20 protein-coding genes are annotated in these 19,766 nt (G+C 40.8%); 15 read left to right on the plus strand and 5 right to left on the minus strand.

Annotated features, from left to right (window positions below; all coding sequences use genetic code 11):
* The first annotated feature begins 107 nt into the window (after nucleotides 1-107).
* The 13 genes from AB2B49_RS08635 (at nucleotide 108) to AB2B49_RS08695 (ending at nucleotide 9,787) form a co-directional block, all read left to right on the plus strand.
* Nucleotides 108-1,355, plus strand: coding sequence for an MFS transporter (locus AB2B49_RS08635; RefSeq protein ID WP_320692068.1), 1,248 nt, complete (start codon nucleotides 108-110; stop codon nucleotides 1,353-1,355).
* A gap of 77 nt (nucleotides 1,356-1,432) precedes the next feature.
* Complete coding sequence (hisS, locus tag AB2B49_RS08640; RefSeq protein WP_320692069.1) at nucleotides 1,433-2,713, plus strand: histidine--tRNA ligase; 1,281 nt, start codon at nucleotides 1,433-1,435, stop codon at nucleotides 2,711-2,713.
* 146 nt (nucleotides 2,714-2,859) lie between these two features.
* Nucleotides 2,860-3,063: a helix-turn-helix transcriptional regulator gene (locus AB2B49_RS08645; protein ID WP_000916945.1), complete on the plus strand. Its 204-nt coding sequence runs from the start codon at nucleotides 2,860-2,862 to the stop codon at nucleotides 3,061-3,063.
* Nucleotides 3,063-3,251 carry a hypothetical protein gene (locus AB2B49_RS08650; protein ID WP_049505362.1) on the plus strand — a complete coding sequence of 63 codons (189 nt, stop codon included), beginning with the start codon at nucleotides 3,063-3,065 and terminating at the stop codon, nucleotides 3,249-3,251. Before AB2B49_RS08645 ends, AB2B49_RS08650 begins: the two co-directional genes overlap by 1 nt.
* Nucleotides 3,238-3,435, plus strand: coding sequence for a hypothetical protein (locus AB2B49_RS08655; RefSeq protein ID WP_049505363.1), 198 nt, complete (start codon nucleotides 3,238-3,240; stop codon nucleotides 3,433-3,435). The genes AB2B49_RS08650 and AB2B49_RS08655 overlap by 14 nt, the downstream gene beginning before the upstream one ends.
* A gap of 3 nt (nucleotides 3,436-3,438) precedes the next feature.
* Nucleotides 3,439-3,789 carry a PspC domain-containing protein gene (locus tag AB2B49_RS08660; RefSeq protein ID WP_049505389.1) on the plus strand — a complete coding sequence of 117 codons (351 nt, stop codon included), beginning with the start codon at nucleotides 3,439-3,441 and terminating at the stop codon, nucleotides 3,787-3,789.
* Nucleotides 3,790-3,807: 18 nt separating this feature from the next.
* A complete protein-coding gene (locus tag AB2B49_RS08665; RefSeq protein WP_049505364.1) occupies nucleotides 3,808-4,542 on the plus strand; it encodes a DUF3169 family protein in 735 nt (244 codons plus the stop codon).
* A gap of 10 nt (nucleotides 4,543-4,552) precedes the next feature.
* Entirely contained in the window at nucleotides 4,553-5,377 is an 825-nt protein-coding gene (locus AB2B49_RS08670; RefSeq protein WP_320692070.1) for an ABC transporter ATP-binding protein, read from the plus strand.
* Complete coding sequence (locus tag AB2B49_RS08675; RefSeq protein ID WP_061599181.1) at nucleotides 5,370-6,068, plus strand: ABC transporter permease; 699 nt, start codon at nucleotides 5,370-5,372, stop codon at nucleotides 6,066-6,068. Before AB2B49_RS08670 ends, AB2B49_RS08675 begins: the two co-directional genes overlap by 8 nt.
* A gap of 9 nt (nucleotides 6,069-6,077) precedes the next feature.
* A complete protein-coding gene (locus AB2B49_RS08680; protein WP_320692071.1) occupies nucleotides 6,078-6,719 on the plus strand; it encodes a CPBP family intramembrane glutamic endopeptidase in 642 nt (213 codons plus the stop codon).
* A gap of 17 nt (nucleotides 6,720-6,736) precedes the next feature.
* Nucleotides 6,737-6,979: a hypothetical protein gene (locus tag AB2B49_RS08685; protein ID WP_000832177.1), complete on the plus strand. Its 243-nt coding sequence runs from the start codon at nucleotides 6,737-6,739 to the stop codon at nucleotides 6,977-6,979.
* A gap of 125 nt (nucleotides 6,980-7,104) precedes the next feature.
* Complete coding sequence (aspS, locus tag AB2B49_RS08690) at nucleotides 7,105-8,868, plus strand: aspartate--tRNA ligase (protein ID WP_308697340.1); 1,764 nt, start codon at nucleotides 7,105-7,107, stop codon at nucleotides 8,866-8,868.
* Nucleotides 8,846-9,787 (plus strand): YitT family protein, encoded by a 942-nt coding sequence (locus AB2B49_RS08695; RefSeq protein WP_000806300.1) that lies wholly within the window; start codon nucleotides 8,846-8,848, stop codon nucleotides 9,785-9,787. Before aspS ends, AB2B49_RS08695 begins: the two co-directional genes overlap by 23 nt.
* Nucleotides 9,788-9,820: 33 nt before the next feature.
* On the opposite strand, the gene AB2B49_RS08700 is transcribed toward AB2B49_RS08695, so the two are convergent.
* From AB2B49_RS08700 to AB2B49_RS08720, 5 genes are all read right to left on the minus strand, one after another.
* Complete coding sequence (locus tag AB2B49_RS08700; protein WP_001145418.1) at nucleotides 9,821-10,807, minus strand: LacI family DNA-binding transcriptional regulator; 987 nt, start codon at nucleotides 10,805-10,807, stop codon at nucleotides 9,821-9,823.
* Nucleotides 10,808-10,816: 9 nt separating this feature from the next.
* Nucleotides 10,817-11,617, minus strand: coding sequence for a DUF1189 domain-containing protein (locus AB2B49_RS08705; RefSeq protein ID WP_320692072.1), 801 nt, complete (start codon nucleotides 11,615-11,617; stop codon nucleotides 10,817-10,819).
* A 180-nt stretch (nucleotides 11,618-11,797) separates the two neighbouring features.
* Entirely contained in the window at nucleotides 11,798-12,640 is an 843-nt protein-coding gene (locus AB2B49_RS08710; RefSeq protein WP_001065656.1) for a sugar ABC transporter permease, read from the minus strand.
* Between the two features lies 1 nt (nucleotide 12,641).
* A complete protein-coding gene (locus tag AB2B49_RS08715) occupies nucleotides 12,642-13,934 on the minus strand; it encodes a sugar ABC transporter permease (RefSeq protein WP_000414951.1) in 1,293 nt (430 codons plus the stop codon).
* 112 nt (nucleotides 13,935-14,046) lie between these two features.
* Nucleotides 14,047-15,318: an extracellular solute-binding protein gene (locus AB2B49_RS08720; protein WP_000095461.1), complete on the minus strand. Its 1,272-nt coding sequence runs from the start codon at nucleotides 15,316-15,318 to the stop codon at nucleotides 14,047-14,049.
* A 474-nt stretch (nucleotides 15,319-15,792) separates the two neighbouring features.
* Between AB2B49_RS08720 and malQ the strand changes: the two genes are divergently transcribed.
* Complete coding sequence (gene malQ, locus AB2B49_RS08725) at nucleotides 15,793-17,310, plus strand: 4-alpha-glucanotransferase (RefSeq protein WP_000747318.1); 1,518 nt, start codon at nucleotides 15,793-15,795, stop codon at nucleotides 17,308-17,310.
* 24 nt (nucleotides 17,311-17,334) lie between these two features.
* Nucleotides 17,335-19,593: a glycogen/starch/alpha-glucan family phosphorylase gene (gene glgP / locus AB2B49_RS08730; protein WP_320692073.1), complete on the plus strand. Its 2,259-nt coding sequence runs from the start codon at nucleotides 17,335-17,337 to the stop codon at nucleotides 19,591-19,593.
* Nucleotides 19,594-19,766: the final 173 nt, after the last annotated feature.

Genomic DNA, 19,766 nt, shown 5'->3' on the forward strand with positions numbered 1-19,766 from the left:
GCTCATTTTGTGTGTTGCATATATTCAAAAGTTTTCCCTTTCAATTTCTAAGTGCTATACTATAGTCATACTTCATATAGGGATTATAACAAGAAGGGAGATTACCTATGAAACTATTGTTTAGAAATCAAGCTTATCGACTCTTGACTTTGTCGCGCTTCTTCAATGCCTTTGGTGCTTCGATTTTTAACCTGGTATTTATCGTTTATGCATCGACCTTGCCACAAGCCTCTTTTGCTGTTGCTATGGCGAATATTGTCATGATTCTTCCGACTCTCTTTACAGTTTTTGTAGGGATTCGGGCAGATTACACAAGGGACAAGGTCAAATGGATGGTCTATAGCGGTTTGTTTCAGGCGGTTTTATTTTTTCTGGCAGCCCTAGTTGTTCAGCAAGCTAGTCTCTTTGCCTTTTCTAGCCTGTGTTTGATCAATGTCATCAGTGATGTGATCAGTGATTTTGCTGGTGGTTTGCGAATGCCTCTCGTTAAGGAAAAAGTAGCTGAAGAGGATCTGATGGAAGCTTATTCTTTTTCCCAGTTTATCACCTATATTTCAGCTATTGGTGGTCAAGCTTTTGGAGTTTGGCTCTTAGGTCTATCGGTCAACAATTTTTCCCTTGTTGCGGGAATCAATGCCTGCTTTTTCCTAGTATCAGCCTTTATTCTCTTTTTAGGAAAAAGCAAATTGAGTCTGTCAATGTCATCTGCTGATGGTGAAAACCTAAAAAATGAGAAGCTTTCTATCAAAGACCAGTTCCTAACAATTTACCAAAATTTACGTCTCGTTTTTCTTAAAGGTGGACAGAAAAACTTTGGTTTCATGATCTTTGCTGTCTTGCTTATTAATGCCTTGGGTGGGGCTTTAGGAAGCATCTATAACATCTTCTTTTTGAGCCATTCTCTCTTGAATTTTTCTTACACAGAGGCACTATTTATCAATCAATTCTGTGTTTTAGTAGCAATCATCATCAGTAGCCTTACGGGCAATGATTATTTTGGGAAGCAGTCCCTGCCTAGATTGATGATGTGGGCTACTGTAGGACTCAGTCTAGTTGGTCTAGCTAATGTATTCAATCAAGTCGTGCTTGGTTTGCTATTTCTATTTTTAACTCTCTATGTGTCTGGTAAAGTTCAACCAAAGATTAGTGCCATGCTCATGAAAAATCTAGCTCCAGATGTTCTAGCTCGTACCAGTAATTTTTTAGGTTTATTGTTTACCTTATCCATACCTGTGGGAACAGCTTGTTTTTCACTTATAGCTGTATGGAATATACAGTTGACTTGGATGCTATTTGTTGGTCTTTCCTTGCTAGCTATTCTTTTGACAGTTATTAATCTCAAAAATGATATCTAAATCCTAATTTTTTTCTCACTGTTTTAATCCCTCTATTTATGGTAAAATAAGACTATTAAGTTTAAAGAGGATTCCCTATGAAATTACAAAAACCAAAAGGAACGCAGGATATTTTACCTGCTGAGTCTGCTAAGTGGCAGTACGTTGAGGGCTTTGCCCGTGAAATTTTCAAGCGCTATAACTATGCAGAAGTGCGCACGCCTATTTTTGAGCATTACGAGGTTATCAGTCGCTCTGTCGGAGATACAACGGATATCGTAACTAAGGAAATGTACGATTTCTATGACAAGGGTGATCGTCATATCACCCTCCGTCCAGAAGGAACTGCGCCCGTTGTCCGCTCTTATGTGGAAAATAAACTCTTCGCCCCAGAAGTGCAAAAGCCAAGTAAGTTCTATTACATGGGCCCTATGTTCCGTTATGAGCGTCCACAAGCAGGTCGTTTGCGTCAGTTCCACCAGATTGGTGTCGAGTGCTTTGGCTCTAGTAATCCAGCTACCGATGTGGAAACCATCGCTATGGCGGCTCATTTCTTGAAAGAAATCGGCATCCAAGGTGTCAAATTGCACCTCAATACGCTTGGAAATCCTGAGAGCCGTGCAGCCTACCGTCAGGCCTTGATTGACTATTTGACACCGCTCAAGGAGACCTTGTCTAAGGATAGCCAACGTCGTTTGGAGGAAAATCCTCTCCGTGTCTTGGACTCTAAGGAAAAAGAAGACAAGGTGGCAGTAGAAAATGCGCCGTCTATCTTGGACTTCCTTGATGCAGAAAGCCAAGCTCATTTTGATGCCGTCCGTCAGATGTTGGAAAATCTGGGTGTAGACTATATCATCGATACCAATATGGTGCGCGGTCTGGACTATTACAACCACACGATTTTCGAGTTTATCACTGAGATTGAGGGTAATGATTTGACAGTCTGTGCGGGTGGTCGTTACGATGGTTTGGTTGCTTACTTTGGTGGTCCTGAGACTGCAGGCTTTGGCTTTGGACTTGGTGTAGAGCGCCTGCTTCTCATCCTTGAAAAGCAAGGTGTGACCCTCCCTATCGAAAATACCCTAGATGTTTATATCGCAGTCTTGGGTGAAGGAGCAAATGTCAAGGCCTTGGAATTGGTACAAGCCCTTCGCCAACAAGGATTCAAAGCAGAACGTGACTACCTCAACCGAAAACTCAAAGCTCAGTTCAAGTCCGCCGATGTCTTTGCGGCTAAGACTCTCATCACGCTAGGGGAGAGCGAAGTCGAAAGCGGACAAGTGACAGTTAAGAACAACCAAACTCGAGAAGAAGTGCAAGTGTCACTTGATGCTATCAATCAAAATTTCTCAGAAATCTTTGAAAAATTAGGCTTTTAATAGTAGAAAAACTGGTCAGGATCTTACTCCTGACCGTTTTCTTTTGCAAAATAACAAAAATCTTAAACTTTTTGACAAATATGATTGTCAAAAATAAAAAGATATGTTACAATGAAATCAAGATAAGAACAAAGGAGAAAAAAGACATGCTAAAAAATCGTCTAAAAGAGCTTCGGGCTCGCGATGGTCTCAATCAGACCGAACTTGCCAAGCTAGCAGGGGTCTCCAGGCAAACCATCAGCTTGCTTGAGCGGGATGAGTACACGCCATCCATCGTCATTGCCCTGAAGATTGCTCAGATATTCAATGAGCCAGTCGAGTCAGTCTTTCGCTTAGAGGAGGATGAGTGATGAACAAGTATAAAGTGATTTATTATCTATCTATAGTTGTGTTTATCGTGAATCTTTTGGCTATGATTGGAAGCCTATTTGGTTGGTTTTATTTTGTTGAAAGTAAGTATTTGTTTTGGATTAATTTAGTCCTCTTGTCCATTTTCAATTGGTTAAAGAAGAAGGAGAAAAATGATGAACAAATATAAAGTAATCTATTATGTAGTTGCCATAGCTCTATTAGTCAGCGTATTTCTACTGATTGGGATGGACCTAGGCTGGTTTAATCTGTATCAAAGTGACCAATTTATTTGGGGCTACTTTGCTCTCATCCCAGCAGTTGAATGGATTGAAAAGAAATCAAAAAATCTAACAAGTGAAAAAGGAGAATGAATGATGAAAAAGTTTTTAGCAGATTTTCAAGTAGATACTGAACATAAAGAACTTGCGGGTGTTTGTGCAGGTTTAGGAAATTATTTTAACATTCAAGCCAATATCGTTCGTTTGGTGACAGTCTTGCTGTTTCTCTCTTCGACAGAGATTGGGATTATAACAGTAACTCTCTATGCCTATCTAGCAGGTTGGCTTGGCAATGAACCCTTGGGAGATGGAGCAAAAAAAGCTAGAAACCAAGCTATTCTCTTGTTTGCTGTTTGTTTGATTTTAGTATCACTTGGAACAGAGGGCTTGACAGCTATTTATGAATCAGGTAAAGTGTTTGGTCAGTGGTTAGTTGGATTGGTTTAGTTTAGAAAGAGTATGAATATGAAAAAGAAACGTGGATTGTTATTTTTAATGGCTGTTATCTTGGGAGGCTTCTTGGGCATGTTTGCAGGGATGTTTAAAGCGCGTGCTGAATCCCACGGAATTATGTTAGATGTAAAAGTCTTGATACCATGGATATCAGTTATTTGTTTACTGCTAGGTTTCATTAGTCTTCTTTTGACATTCAATTTCTTAAAGAAAAGCAGAACATTTCACTCCTTGTACAAAGAGGAAACGGATGATGATTTGAATGAAACCTATTATGTGCAAATGTATCGCAATCTTGAGTTTGGAACCATTGCTTTTAATATTACAGGCGTAGCAATTTTATTGTCTCTCTTCATTTCAGGAAGTGAGGTAATTGTATTAAATGTAAGTCATCTAACTTTATCTCTTTCTTTTTTGACATTAGTGTTGGTTTTCAGTGCTCAAAAATATCTCTATAAGACCATTGCGATCGTTCGTCAGTTTGATTTGGAATTCTTCTCTACACCAAAAGATGTCTTGGACTATATAAACTCCTACGATGAAGGGGAGCGCAAGGCTAATTTAGAACAGAGTTTTCGAGTTTTATTCCAATTAAACCAGTATGTCTTGCCAGCTCTCTATTTTCTAATCGTTCTCTTTTCCTTACTGACAGGAGAGATTCAGTTACTAGCCTTCTTGCTTGTAGGAGCGATCCATATTTATATCAATGTGATGCAATTACCTATGGTAAAACGTTATTTCAAATAAAGGAGTTCCTATGATTCGTGTTGAAAATGTAAGCAAAAGTTTTGGAAGCAAGAAAGCTCTGCATCAGATTTCTTTTGAGATTCAAGAAGGTGAAATTTTTGGCTTCCTAGGACCTTCAGGTTCAGGTAAAACAACTATGATCAATGTTTTGACGGGTCAGTTAGCTGCAGATCAGGGTGAGACCGTTCTCCTAGGGAAGTCCTCTCGAAATTTGACTTCAAATGATTTGGAACAAATCGGGATTGTTAGTGATACCAGTGGTTTTTATGAAAAGATGAGCCTCTATAAAAATCTGCTCATTTATGCAAAATTATATGGTCTTAAAGCTTCTAGAGTAGATACAGTACTTGATCAAGTTGGGTTATCAGATGCCAAAAACCTTATCGCAGAAAAACTATCCACAGGTATGAAACAACGGATGTTCTTGGCTCGTGCTCTTCTAAATGCTCCCAAAATCCTCTTTCTGGATGAGCCAACAAGTGGTCTTGATCCTACCACCTCAAAATCGATTCATGCTCTCTTACAAGAATTGAAGCAGGCTGGGACAACGATTTTCTTAACAACCCACGATATGAATGAAGCAACCTTGCTTTGTGATCGACTCTCTCTTTTAAATAAGGGAAACTTGATTGAGTATGGCAGTCCACAAGAGATTATCCAGAAATACCATGAGGATAAAAAGGTTCGTTTACGCTATCAAGATGGACGCGAACAAGTGGTTCCTTTTGAAGAATTGCCTCATCTGGATACAACAGATCTGATTGCTGTTCATTCTTGTGAACCGACTTTAGAGGAAATCTTTATTAGATTGACAGGAGAAAAGTTAGATGTTTAGAAAATTAAATGCCCTTCTTTGGTTAAGGTTACAAGTTCTTATTAGTAATTCAACCTTGTTAGCGACATTATTGATGCCCTTTGGTATTGCTATCCTATATAATGAGTTCTTAAACAAGAGTGGAGAATTGACTATGTTTCTCCTCTCTACGAGTTTGACGATGGTCTTGAGTATGGGAAGTGGTTATATGGTATCGATTATGATGGCTGAGGACAAGGAAAAACGTAATCTTAAATCCCTCATACTAAGTGGTGTGACAGCAACGGAGTATACTCTGAGCATGATGGCTCTTCCTCTTCTAGTGGTGCTTCTTTCGATGGTTGTTCTACCTTTGTATCTTAAAGTTGATTTAACAAACTACTTTCTTACCTATGGTCTCTATCTGCTTCTGGCAACTATCAGCATTATCTTTCTTAACATTCTTATCGGTGCAGTATCAGATACTCAGTCTAAGGCGCAAGTGTATAGTATTTTTCCTATGCTAACCTTCTCTTTCTTGCCCACTCTTGCTGTTCAAAATGAAACTGCGCAAAAATTGTTGGACTATTCTTTCATTGGTCCATTGGTAAGTCTGTTAAAAGCAGGTGGTGGAGAGTTATCTTTGAGAAGTCTTGGTCTTTTGCTAGCATGGGTCCTTTTGCTAGGATTAGCTAGTCTCTTAGTATTGAAAAATAGTTATAAAGGAAAATAGGAGGCCCATATGAAACTACTTAAAAATCTTGGTTGGTTTCTTCTAGCTGTTCTATCCTTTTTCTTTGGCTATGGTCTGGTTCAGAGTATGGCTTTATCAGCGCTTGACCTAGGGGCTTCAATCTTTGGAGTTTTGCCACTCTATATCGCCCTGTCAGGGGCCTATGTTTATGGAGTTTACAGATGGTATCAGACAGAAAAGGTTAGCATCCAGACGACGGTTTTTAATCGTTATATCTGGTTGCCAACCCTGGTTTTGCTAGTGGCGATTCTAGCTCAGTTCTTTTTGCCAGAAGATCCGTCGGTCAATCAACAAATCGTATCACAATTGACAGTTGCTCAGCCTGTCTTTGGTTTCTTTATGGTAGTGGTCTTTGCTCCTCTGACGGAAGAACTCATCTTTAGAGGAATGCTGGCGCGCTATCTCTTTCCTAAGCAGAACAACAGCAAACAGACAGCTCTGTTTCTCCTCGTATCGAGTGTGCTTTTTGCCTTGATTCATTTTCCAGGGACTTTGCAACAGTTTTTAGTTTATGCTAGTCTGGGATTAAGTTTGGGTCTGGCTTATGTAAGCCGAAAAGGTCTTCTTTACAGCATTTCTCTCCACGCTTTGAATAATTTAATCGGCTTTTTGATGATACTCATGCTATAATAGAGTTAGGAGGTCACATGAAACGAGTAATTTTATTAGCAGTGATACAGGCGGTCGTTCTCTTCTTTATCATCGGGGCACTTGCCTATGCCTTTAAAGGTGATTTCTTTTACAACTATCTAGCAGTTGTCTTTGCGCCTATTGCAGGAGTCTTGCGTTTTGCTTCGGCTTATGCGACGGAGATTGTTCTACCTAAAAAGGCAGCTGAGATTGCTGAAAAGCGTAAAAAGGTTAAGAATTATAATCAGAGAATCCGATGACGTTTTCATCGGATTTTTTGTCTGTTCGTTTTGATTCTAAAGACAATCAAACTTTTCTGCTGATTTTCATGAAGAGCCTGCGCTTTTATGGTAAAATAGTAACAGAATAAAAGAGGAGAGAAAACATGAAACGTAGTATGTATGCTGGTCGTGTTCGTGAGGAACACATCGGACAAGAAATGACCTTGAAAGGATGGGTTGGTCGTCGTCGTGACCTAGGTGGTTTGATCTTTATCGACCTTCGTGACCGTGAAGGAATCATGCAGTTGGTTATCAACCCTGAAAAAGTCTCTGCAGAGGTCATGGCAACAGCTGAAAGCCTTCGTAGTGAGTTTGTCATCGAGGTGACTGGACAAGTCGCTGCGCGTGAGCAAGCTAATGATAAATTGCCGACTGGTGCAGTTGAGTTGAACGTGACAGCTTTGGCAGTGCTTAATACAGCCAAAACAACACCTTTTGAGATTAAAGATGGGATTGAGGCCAATGACGATACACGTTTGCGTTACCGTTACCTTGACCTTCGTCGTCCAGAAATGCTAGAAAACCTTAAGCTTCGTGCTAAGGTGACTCACTCTATCCGTAACTACTTGGATGAGTTGGAGTTTATCGATGTGGAGACGCCATTCCTTTCGAAGTCAACACCAGAAGGAGCGCGTGACTATTTGGTGCCATCTCGTGTCAATAAAGGGCATTTCTACGCTCTTCCTCAGAGCCCACAAATCACTAAACAGCTTTTGATGAATGCTGGGTTTGACCGTTACTACCAAATCGTTAAATGTTTCCGTGACGAGGATTTGCGTGGTGACCGTCAGCCTGAGTTTACTCAGGTCGACTTGGAAACGTCTTTCCTTACGGAGCAAGAGATCCAAGATATCACAGAAGGCTTGATTGCGCGCGTGATGAAAGAAACCAAAGGCATCGAAGTAACGCTTCCATTTCCTCGTATGAAGTATGATGACGCGATGGCTCTTTACGGTTCTGACAAACCTGATACTCGTTTTGATATGTTGCTTCAGGACTTGACAGAAGTGGTTAGAGGTGTTGATTTCAAAGTCTTTTCAGAAGCACCTGCCGTTAAAGCCATTGTAGTCAAAGGAGCTGCAGACAACTACTCACGTAAAGACATTGACAAGATGACTGAAGTAGCCAAACAATATGGTGCCAAAGGTCTTGCTTGGGTCAAAGTGGTTGATGGAGAATTAAATGGACCAGTTGCCAAGTTCTTAACTGGTATCCAAGCAGAATTGACTGCAGCACTTGGTCTTGAAGATAAGGACTTGGTTCTCTTTGTGGCGGATACGCTTGAGGTAGCCAATGCAACACTAGGCGCCCTTCGTGGACGTATTGCCAAAGAGCTGGGCTTGATTGATAATGATAAGTTCAACTTCCTTTGGGTAGTTGACTGGCCAATGTTTGAATGGTCTGAAGAAGAAGGTCGCTACATGAGCGCCCACCATCCGTTCACTCTTCCACAGGAAGAAACAGCTCACGAATTAGAAGGTGATTTGGCTAAGGTTCGTGCCATTGCTTACGATATCGTTTTGAACGGTTATGAACTTGGTGGTGGTAGCCTTCGTATCAACCAAAAAGACCTTCAAGAACGCATGTTTAAGGCTCTTGGTTTCTCATCTGAAGAAGCCAATGACCAGTTTGGCTTCCTTCTTGAAGCCATGGACTATGGTTTCCCACCACACGGTGGTTTGGCGATCGGTCTTGACCGTTTTGTGATGCTCTTAGCAGGAGAAGAGAATATCCGTGAAGTCATTGCCTTTCCTAAGAACAATAAGGCAACCGACCCAATGACACAAGCTCCATCAACAGTCGCTCTCAAACAACTAGAGGAACTCAGCTTACAAGTAGAAGAAGATGAAACAAGCAAAACGAATTAAGCGGTGGCGCTATTATCTGCGCCGCTTTGCTTATCAGATAAAAATCTTACGAGTTTTACAAAGTATCTCTCGGGAAAAATATGATGAGAAAGTATCGGCTTCTCTGGTTTATGGCTTTTTGTCAGCAGTAGCAGTCAATTTCTTTTTTCAACCAGGACACGTTTACTCCAGTGGCGCGACGGGTCTGGCACAGATTATCTCTGCCTTGAGTAATCACTGGTTTGGTTTTTATATTCCGATATCGCTAACCTTTTATGCTATCAATTTTCCGTTGATGATTTTAGCTTGGTATCAGATTGGGCATAAGTTTACAATCTTTACCTTCATCACAGTATCCATGAGTTCCCTCTTTATCCAGCTTGTGCCAGTTGTGACCTTGACAGAGGATCCCATCATCAATGCCCTTTTTGGGGGTGTTGTCATGGGCTTGGGGATTGGTTTTGCGCTCCGTAACAATATTTCTAGCGGAGGTACAGATATCGTTAGTCTGACCATTCGAAAGAAAACAGGGAGAAATGTCGGTAGTATTTCTTTCTTAGTGAATGGGACGATTATGCTGATAGCAGGTTTGACCTTTGGTTGGAAATACGCCCTCTACTCTATGATTACCATCTTTGTCTCCAGTCGTGTGACAGATGCGGTCTTTACCAAGCAAAAACGTATGCAGGCCATGATTGTGACCAATAATCCTGACAAGGTAATCGCAAAAATCCATAAAAAATTGCACCGTGGAGCAACCATGATCCACGATGCAGAAGGAACCTATAATCATGAGAGAAAAGCAGTCTTGATTACGGTTATCACACGAGCAGAGTTTAATGATTTTAAACACATCATGAAACAGGTCGATCCGACAGCCTTTGTCTCTGTATCCGAAAATGTCCACATCCTCGGACGATTCGTAGAAACAGACAATTAATAATACTCAAAAGACCAGCCTTGGGGCTGGTCTTTATTTTTCGATAATTTTGTGTCCAATCAACTGGCGGTAACAAATCTGTTTATTGTTTTTAGCATCGTTGATGATCTGGAGAATGGTTTCAAAGGAAACGCGCCCGAGTTCTAAGCTATTGATATCCACATAGGCTGCCAAGTTCAGTTTAGGGTTGACCGAGTCAAAGCTGAGGACAGGGACATCCAGTTGGTGTTTTGCGATGTAATCACAGACCCCTGCAGCAAGAAGGCTATCAATAGTAATAATAGCATCAATATTTGGATCATGCTCGAAGAGAAGTTTACTAAAGCGATAACCATTATCTTCAAGAAATTCGGTCGCAAAGTAGGTCAGATTTGGATCAATAGGAAGTTGGTATTGTTTAAGAGCTAACTCATAACCCATTAGACGATCTTGTGTTACGAAAAGTTTTTTGGTTCCTCCGATGAAGGCAATTCGCTTGCATCCTTTTTTGATGAAATATTCTGTTGCATCAAAACCTGCCTGGACATTGTCATTATCGACGAGCGGAATGAAGGGAGATAGAGATTTACCTAAGATAAGGAAAGGAAATTGCTCATCTGCTACTAGCTTAACCAAAGGATCTTCTTCTTGGGCATAGAGGAAAATCAAACCATCTACACGCTTACCATAGACCATCTGGGAAATAGCTTTGAGCCGCTCTTTTGCATCTTTCCCCGTTGCAATCTGAATAGCATAGTGGTTCTCAGATGCCACTTGGGCGATCCCTCGTAGAACAGATGGGAAGAAAGGATTTTGGTAAAAGGCATCCGAGTCGTCAGGGAGCACTAGGCCGATAACTTGAGTATAGCTACTTACCAAGCTACGAGCATTGAGATTGGGGTGGTAGTTGAGCTCCTTCATCGCCTTGCGAACTCGTTTTTTGGTTTCATCACTAATCGTTGATTTGTTTTGAATAACGCGGGTAACAGTTGAAGGTGAGACACCTGCTGCCTTGGCCACGTCTTTAATCGTCACGGGCATAAAAATCTCCTATTTATGATAATCTGGATCACGGAAATGTGTCTTGTAAAAAATAGTGACCAGATAAAGAACAAAAAGAATGTTTTGTACAGTGATAAGCGTTGTCATATTTTGGCCAAAAAGTCCCAAAATAAGTGTAATCAAAGTTGGTAATCCTAAACAATTCAAGATAAAATGGTAGCACTCTTTAAAGCTCCTAAATGAAAAGAGGCGTGATTTTTTGGTGATATAAAGGAGAAGACTAGCTCCAAGAGAGACAATGAAGAAATTCAAACCAAAGAGGAAGCTAGCACCAAGGACGAGAAAGAGACTGATATAGACACGGTTCTGTTGGTACCAGTCTTTAGAAATAGCCTGGGTTAAAGCTTCCTTACTCTGGAAACTCTCCGTTTGAATCGCGTGGTAGCGAATGCGAGTCAGTTCCTTACTTTCCTTACTGATGACGAGTTCTTCCGTATCAAAATGAAGTTGCAAGTCCTTTGGAAATTCCTTGCTTTGGCTCGGGCCAATCAAAAGAGAAGGCTGCTGATTCTTCGTACCTGAGTAGTTCAGCTTTCCATCAATGATTTGTGCATTCTCTGACAAGTCCATGATGGCTTCATCTGTCAGTGGAGTGTAGACATTATCGATAAAGGTATCCAGTGGATACGTTTCCTGTGAGCTGTTTTGAATGGCAATTGGAATCATGGACAAGCTGATGAGGAAAATGCTAGTAAAGAGGAGTTGAAACCAGTTGAGTCCAAAACGTTTTGACAGGGGCTTACGAAATCCCCAAATACTTGAAAAATATGAAAATGGATATGGAAGCATTTGTATCTTTCTAAAAGGTGTTTTCTATATGAGTATTATTATATAGAGAAATGTGCTTTATTTCAAGTCTAGTAGATAAATTGCTTACTGAAAAGCTGATTTTGCTACTATTTGCGGTCTTGTGTCTAATCTTTCAACTTTAGAAACAAGATCAAAATGAAAAAGGGTGGCGGGGATAAATTATCCCTTGTCGCCACCACTTGTAAGTCCTGAAACAAAGTTCTTTTGTAGGAAGAAGAAGAGAATACAGATTGGAAGGGCGATGAGGATAGCACCTGCTGAGAAGTAGGCAATCTTCAAGTTTTTCACATTGCTGACAAAGGTCTGTAGACCAACGGCAACTGTAAAGTATTCTTTCTCACGAAGCAAGAAACTAGAGAGGATATAGTCTCCGAAAGGTCCCATGAAGGCCCAGAGCGCTTGTACAGCCACCATTGGGCGAACGAGTGGGAGAACAATTTGCCAGAAGCGACGGAAGTGTCCTGCACCATCTAGTTTTGCTGATTCATCAAGAGACATCGGTACTGTGTCGAAGTAGCCTTTCATCAACCAAGCATTCATCGGAATACCTCCACCAACATAAAGGAAGATGAGGAACCAGCTTTGGTTAAGCGCATTCAACATAAGGGCCATAACGAAGAAGGCTGTCAAAGCGGCCATAGTTGGCACCATTTGGATGATCAAGAAGAAGACCAAACTTTGTTTACGAGCCAAGAAGTTGTAACGGCTGTAGGCATAACCAGCAAGTACGATGATACTTGTTTGAACAGCCATGGTAATCAAGGCGATAATCAAAGTGTTGAGGTACCAAGTGCCGTACAAGGTTTCAGTGAAGAGCCCTTGGAAGTTGGCAAAGCTAAAGTCGACGTTAGCATCTAGTTTAAAAGCTACGACGTTACCAGTCTTGAAGGCTGACATAATGGTGATCAAAAGTGGATAAATAATCACGATTGAAAGACCAATCAAGTAGAGGTAAGTGAGGGTTTGAGTCAGTCTACGTTTGAGTTTGATTGAGTTATTCATCTTAGACGTCCTCCATATCAAATGCGTGTAGTTTCTTGAATGCGATCATAGAGATAGAGATGACAATGATAGAGATGATCAAGGTAACAGCTGCCGCCATAGAGTATTGAGGAGATGTACCTGTTGTCAAACGATAAATCCATGAGATCAAGATATCAGTTGAACCGGCTCCACCACCAACGCTACCAGGACCTCCGCCGTTGAAGAGGTACATGATAGAGAAGTTGTTAAAGTTGAAGGTGTATTGGCTGATCAATGTTGGTGCTGCAACAGCCAAAATCATAGGGAAAGTGATGTTGCGGAATTTTTGCCAAGCATTGGCACCATCGATGTAAGCCGCTTCGTAGAGGTCGTTAGGAATCGACTGCAAGATACCCAAAGTCAAAACGTAGATGTATGGGAATCCTAGCCAACCTTGCATCATAATCAAGGCAATCTTAGTCCAAGTTGGGTCTGTTTTCCAAGGGATAAGCGCTCCGTCAAGGAAAGGAAGGACCTTAGCCAAGATAGGCAATACTTGAGTGTTGATCGCTCCGACACTATCGTTAAACATGTTTGAGAATGTCAAGATAGTGATGAAGGCTGGAACAGCCCAAGGAAGAAGGAAAATAACACCAAAGATACGTTTTCCTTTGATAAATGGTTGGTTAGCAATGATCGCTGTGAAGATACCAATCACAATCTGCAAAGTAGAAGCAGACAAGGCCCAGATGATGGTCCAAGAAAGAACCGCACCGAAGGCTGAACGGAAGGTACTTAAGCTCCAGATATTTGTAAAGTTAGTCAAACCAACCCAGTCCAACAATTTGTTTGGTGGCAAGTGTTGGAAGTCATAGTTGGTAAAGGCAATCATCAAGGTTACGATAACTGGGAAGATAATTGCAAATGTCATTGCTACATACGATGGGATAATCAAAAGGTATGGGAATCCATTCTCATAAATACCTTTGATCATATCTTTAAAAGTACGTGGGACAGGAATTCCATTGTTAATACGTTTTGCGATTGTATATGCATCTTTAATATTTGAGAAATAAAAGAGCACATAAACGACTACAAAGATTAAATGGAAGGCACCACGAATCAGCATAAAGAGGGAATTATCACGACCTGGCTTGTCACCAAGAGTGATCAAATTGTGCAATTCCGGCGCAGCAAGTGCTAGGAAATAAAGAACAAATACGATAGTTACACCAAGGAATATAAAACCTTTGGCTTTTTGTTTATTGTAAATCTGTCCTAACCCAGGAATGATAGACAGCAGGGCTGCTTTACTAGGTTGTTGCTTTTCCATAATAACTCCTTTCATAGGATACTGGTTTTTAATCAAAAACTAAACTATATATGTTTTTTTATTGATAAATTCAAAGGGGGATTTGTATTCTCCCCCCTTGTAACGAATTCAATTATTCACCAAATTTTTGTTTGATTGTTTCTTTGATCAATGTTACAGCATCGTTAGCAGCTGTCTTAGCATCTTTTTTACCACTTACAGCGTCAAAGAGCATTGTTTTAGCTGGATCCCAAACAGCTGACATTTGAGAAATGTTTGGCATTGGTTGAGCGTTCTTGAACTGTTTGATAACAGCTGTTGTCAACTCATCGTTTTTACCTTCAGCGTATGAACGAGCTTCAGTGTTAGCTGGGATTTCGTTAGTTGCATCGTAGAATGCTTTTTGTTGTTCAGTTGAAACAAGGAAGTCTACAAATTTTTGTGCAGCTTCAAGGTTCTTAGTGCTTGATGGGATGATCCAAGCTTTACCACCACCGAATGGTGTGTATTCTTTACCATTTGGAAGAGTTGGAATAGTAGCAACACCGTAGTTTACTTTAGCATCTTTGAATGCTTGAGCTTTCCAAGGTCCATCGATGATAGCAGCTGTTTTACCTTCTTGGAATTGAGTTTGGATCAAGTTTGCAGCACCTTCAGTATCTTGCATACCTTTAGGCCATTTTTCATACCAAGATTTAGCGTAGTTGACACCAGTGATAGAACCGTCGTTTGCAAGACCGATGTCTTTAGCGTCTTTACCGTTTTGTCCGAATACGTAACCACCGTTACCAGCAAGGAGTCCGTATGCGTAGTAGAAGTTTGTCCAGTCAGCTAGGAATGCAGTAGTTTTGCCATCTTCACCAGCGAAAGCGTATTTGCTGTCTTTAGCAAGTTCTTCTAATTCAGCAAAAGTTTTTGGAGCTTCTTTAAGCAAGTCTTTGTTGTAGTACATAACAAGTGACTCGATAACGGCAGGAGCACCGTAAACTTTACCGTCAGCAGCTGTTACAAGAGATTTAGTTTTATCATCTGTTTTAGCGCCGTCGCTCAAAGTAACTTCTGAAAGTTGTCCGTCAGTACCAAGGCTACCTACACGGTCGTATGGAGCCATCATAACGTCAGCAGCTTGACCTGATTGGTTGTCAAGTGAAAGTTTGTCAAGTCCACCAAGTTGGTCACCTGATTTGATGTTAACTTTTGTACCTGATTCTTTTTCATAAGCTGCAGCAACTTTTTCAGCGTAGGCTTTGTATTGGTCTTCAACGTAGAAAGTGATTTCTTTTGCTTCAGATGAGCTAGTATCAGCTGCTTTATCAGCAGTTTTGCTTCCGCAAGCTACCAAAAGTAAGCTAGCAAGAGTAGCAGTTCCGAGCACAGCAGCGCTCTTCATGAATTTAGATGACATAGTGTATTCCTCCTAAAGAATAACAAAAATAATTTAATGAGAAAACGCAAACGTTTTCTTTTACGAACTTAGTATAGCACAAATAGAAAACGGTTGCAAGTTTTTTTAGCAAAAATTTTAAAAAAATTTTAAGGTTTCAAACATTTATTAAAGCCTTTATATAGGAAAGAACTTAAAATGTTTGTTTTTTTTGAATTGAAAATATATTAGGAAAACGATTGCGTAAATTCGGCTCGATTTTTCAGAAAATAGAGCAGATATTGGGAATGAATTATCTTAAATCAGAAAATCTTTAAAATTTTTTCGCTTATTTCATAAAATATCAGTGGCAACAAGTTTTGTTTGATTAAAATAATTCAAAAAAATTTTTTAAAAACGCTTGCATTTGTTTTTGAAATGCGTTATACTTAAATTAACGCAAACGTTTGCGCCTTAATTGCGCAACGTTTTATAACAAACACATGAGGTGCTATTATGAAAAAACGTCAAAGTGGTGTGTTGATGCACATCTCTTCTCTGCCAGGAGCATACGGGATTGGATCATTTGGCCAGACTGCCTATGATTTCGTTGATTTCTTGGTTCGTACGAAGCAACGTTACTGGCAAATCCTCCCTCTTGGGACAACAAGCTATGGAGATTCTCCATACCAATCATTCTCAGCCTTTGCTGGAAATACGCATTTTATCGACCTTGATATCTTGGTAGAGCAAGGCTTGCTCGAAGCCAGTGATCTTAAAGGTGTTGACTTTGGTAGCGATGCATCTGAAGTTGACTATGCGAAGATTTATTATGCACGTCGTCCGCTTTTAGAAAAAGCAGTCAAACGCTTCTTGGAAGTGGGTGATGTCAAAGATTTTGAGAAGTTTGCTAAAGACAACCAATCATGGCTCGAACTCTTCGCAGAATATATGGCTATCAAAGAGCATTTTGACAATCTTGCTTGGACAGAATGGCCAGATGCAGATGCTCGTGCTCGTAAAGCTTCAGCACTTGAAAGCTACCGTGAGAAATTGGCAGACAAGTTGGTTTACCACCGTGTGACTCAATACTTCTTCTTCCAACAATGGTTGAAATTGAAAGCTTACGCTAACGATAACCACATCGAAATCGTTGGGGACATGCCTATCTACGTAGCAGAAGATTCAAGCGACATGTGGGCAAATCCACACCTCTTCAAGACAGATGCCAATGGTAAAGCAACTTGCATCGCAGGATGCCCACCAGATGAGTTTTCTGCAACTGGTCAGCTTTGGGGCAACCCAATCTATGACTGGGAAGCAATGGACAAAGACGGTTACAAATGGTGGGTTGAACGCTTGCGCGAAAGCTTCAAGATCTACGATATCGTTCGTATCGACCACTTCCGTGGTTTCGAATCTTACTGGGAAATTCCTGCTGGTTCCGATACAGCAGCACCTGGTAAATGGGTGAAAGGTCCAGGCTACAAACTCTTTGCAGCCGTTAAGGAAGAGCTTGGTGAGCTAAACATCATCGCAGAAGACCTTGGTTTCATGACAGATGAAGTCATCGAGTTGCGTGAACGTACTGGCTTCCCAGGAATGAAGATTCTTCAATTCGCCTTCAACCCAGAAGATGAAAGTATCGATAGCCCACACTTGGCACCTGCCAACTCTGTTATGTACACAGGAACACACGATAATAACACTGTTCTTGGTTGGTACCGTAATGAAATCGACGATCCAACTCGTGAATACATGGCTCGTTACACGAACCGTAAAGAGTACGAAACAGTGCCACACGCAATGCTTCGCACAGTCTTTTCATCTGTTAGCTTCATGGCTATTGCAACTATGCAAGACTTGCTAGAACTAGATGAGTCAGCTCGTATGAACTTCCCATCTACTCTTGGCGGAAACTGGTCATGGCGTATGACAGCAGACCAACTCACACCAGCTGTTGAAGAAACTTTGCTTGACTTGACTACAATTTATCGCCGAATCAATGAAAATTTGGTAGAATTAAAGAAATAAGACAATATCAGGAGACACATAAACATGTTACCATTAAACGAATTTGTACAAAAACGTTACAATAAAACCATTGCAGAATGTAGCAATGAAGAGCTTTACCTTGCTCTTCTTAACTACAGCAAACTTGCAAGCAGCCAAAAACCAGTCAACACTGGTAAGAAAAAAGTTTACTACATCTCAGCTGAGTTCTTGATCGGTAAACTCTTGTCAAATAACTTGATTAACCTTGGTCTTTACGACGATGTGAAAAAAGAACTTGCAGCTGCAGGTAAAGAGTTGATCGAAATCGAAGAAGTAGAATTGGAACCATCACTTGGTAACGGTGGTTTGGGACGTTTGGCAGCCTGCTTTATCGACTCAATCGCTACACTTGGTTTGAATGGTGACGGTGTTGGTTTGAACTACCACTTCGGTCTTTTCCAACAAGTTCTTAAAAACAACCAACAAGAAACGATTCCTAACGCTTGGTTGACAGAGCAAAACTGGTTGGTTCGCTCAAGCCGTAGCTACCAAGTGCCATTTGCACACTTCACATTGACATCTACTCTTTACGATATCGATGTACCTGGTTACAAGACAGCTACTAAAAACCGCTTGCGTTTGTTTGACTTGGATTCAGTTGATTCTTCTATCATCGAAGATGGTATCAACTTTGACAAGACAGATATCGCTCGCAACTTGACTCTCTTCCTTTACCCAGATGACAGCGACAAGCAAGGTGAATTGCTCCGTATCTTCCAACAATACTTCATGGTTTCAAACGGTGCACAATTGATCATCGACGAAGCAATCGAAAAAGGAAGCAACTTGCATGACCTTGCGGACTATGCAGTTGTACAAATCAATGATACTCACCCATCAATGGTGATCCCTGAATTGATCCGTCTTTTGACTGCACGTGGTATCGAACTTGATGAAGCAATCTCAATCGTCCGTAGCATGACTGCCTACACTAACCACACAATCCTTGCTGAAGCCCTTGAAAAATGGCCTCTTGAATTCTTGGAAGAAGTGGTTCCTCACTTGGTACCAATCATCAAAGAATTGGACCGTCGTGTGAAGGCAGAATACAAAGACCCAGCTGTTCAAATCATCGATGAGAATGATCGTGTACACATGGCTCACATGGATATCCACTACGGATACAGCGTAAACGGGGTTGCAGCTCTTCACACTGAAATCTTGAAGAACTCAGAGTTGAAAGCTTTCTACGACATCTACCCAGAAAAATTCAACAACAAAACAAACGGTATCACATTCCGTCGTTGGCTCATGCATGCTAACCCAAGCTTGTCTCACTACTTGGATGAGATTCTTGGACATGGTTGGCACCATGAAGCAGATGAACTTGAAAAACTCTTGTCATACGAAGACAAGGCTGCTGTCAAAGAAAAATTGGAAAGCATCAAAGCTCACAACAAACGTAAATTGGCTCGTCACTTGAAAGAGCACCAAGGTGTGGAAATCAATACAAACTCTATCTTTGATATCCAGATCAAACGTCTTCACGAGTACAAACGCCAACAAATGAACGCTTTGTATGTGATCCACAAATACCTTGATATCAAGGCTGGTAACATCCCTGCTCGTCCAATCACAGTCTTCTTTGGTGGTAAAGCAGCTCCTGCCTACACAATCGCTCAAGACATCATTCACTTGATCCTCTGCTTGTCAGAAGTGATTGCTAACGACCCAGCAGTAGCTCCACACTTGCAAGTCGTAATGGTTGAAAACTACAACGTTACTGCAGCAAGCTTCTTGATCCCAGCATGTGACATCTCAGAACAAATCTCACTTGCTTCTAAAGAAGCTTCAGGTACTGGTAACATGAAATTCATGTTGAACGGAGCTTTGACTCTTGGTACTATGGACGGAGCTAACGTGGAAATCGCTGAATTGGTTGGCGACGAAAACATCTACATCTTCGGTGAAGATTCAGAAACTGTTATCGACCTTTACGCAAAAGCAGCTTACAAGTCAAGCGAATACTATGCTCGTGAAGCTATCAAACCATTGGTTGACTTCATCGTGAGCGATGCTGTTCTTGCAGTAGGTAAGAAAGAACGCTTGGAACGTCTTTACAACGAATTGATCAACAAAGACTGGTTCATGACTCTCCTAGACTTGGAAGACTACATCAAAGTCAAAGAGCAAATGCTTGCTGACTACGAAGACCGTGATGCATGGTTGGATAAAGTCATCGTTAACATTGCCAAAGCAGGATTCTTCTCATCTGACCGTACAATCGCTCAGTACAACGAAGATATCTGGCACTTGAACTAAGATACAAAATTTATACTAATCACTTTGTAAAAAAAGCGAATTTCAATTGAAATTCGCTTTTTTGAATGATGTGGATTTTAGCCAATCAGGTCTAAAAAGAGATAAATCATAGATACGTTGAAGTTTTAGAAATACTGCTTTTTACTGTATTTCAGTCTCATGATTCTTCGTAG

Origin of the sequence: Streptococcus jiangnanensis (genome assembly GCF_040888325.1) — a bacterium.
In the GTDB taxonomy this organism is placed as follows: Bacteria; Bacillota; Bacilli; order Lactobacillales; family Streptococcaceae; genus Streptococcus; species Streptococcus jiangnanensis.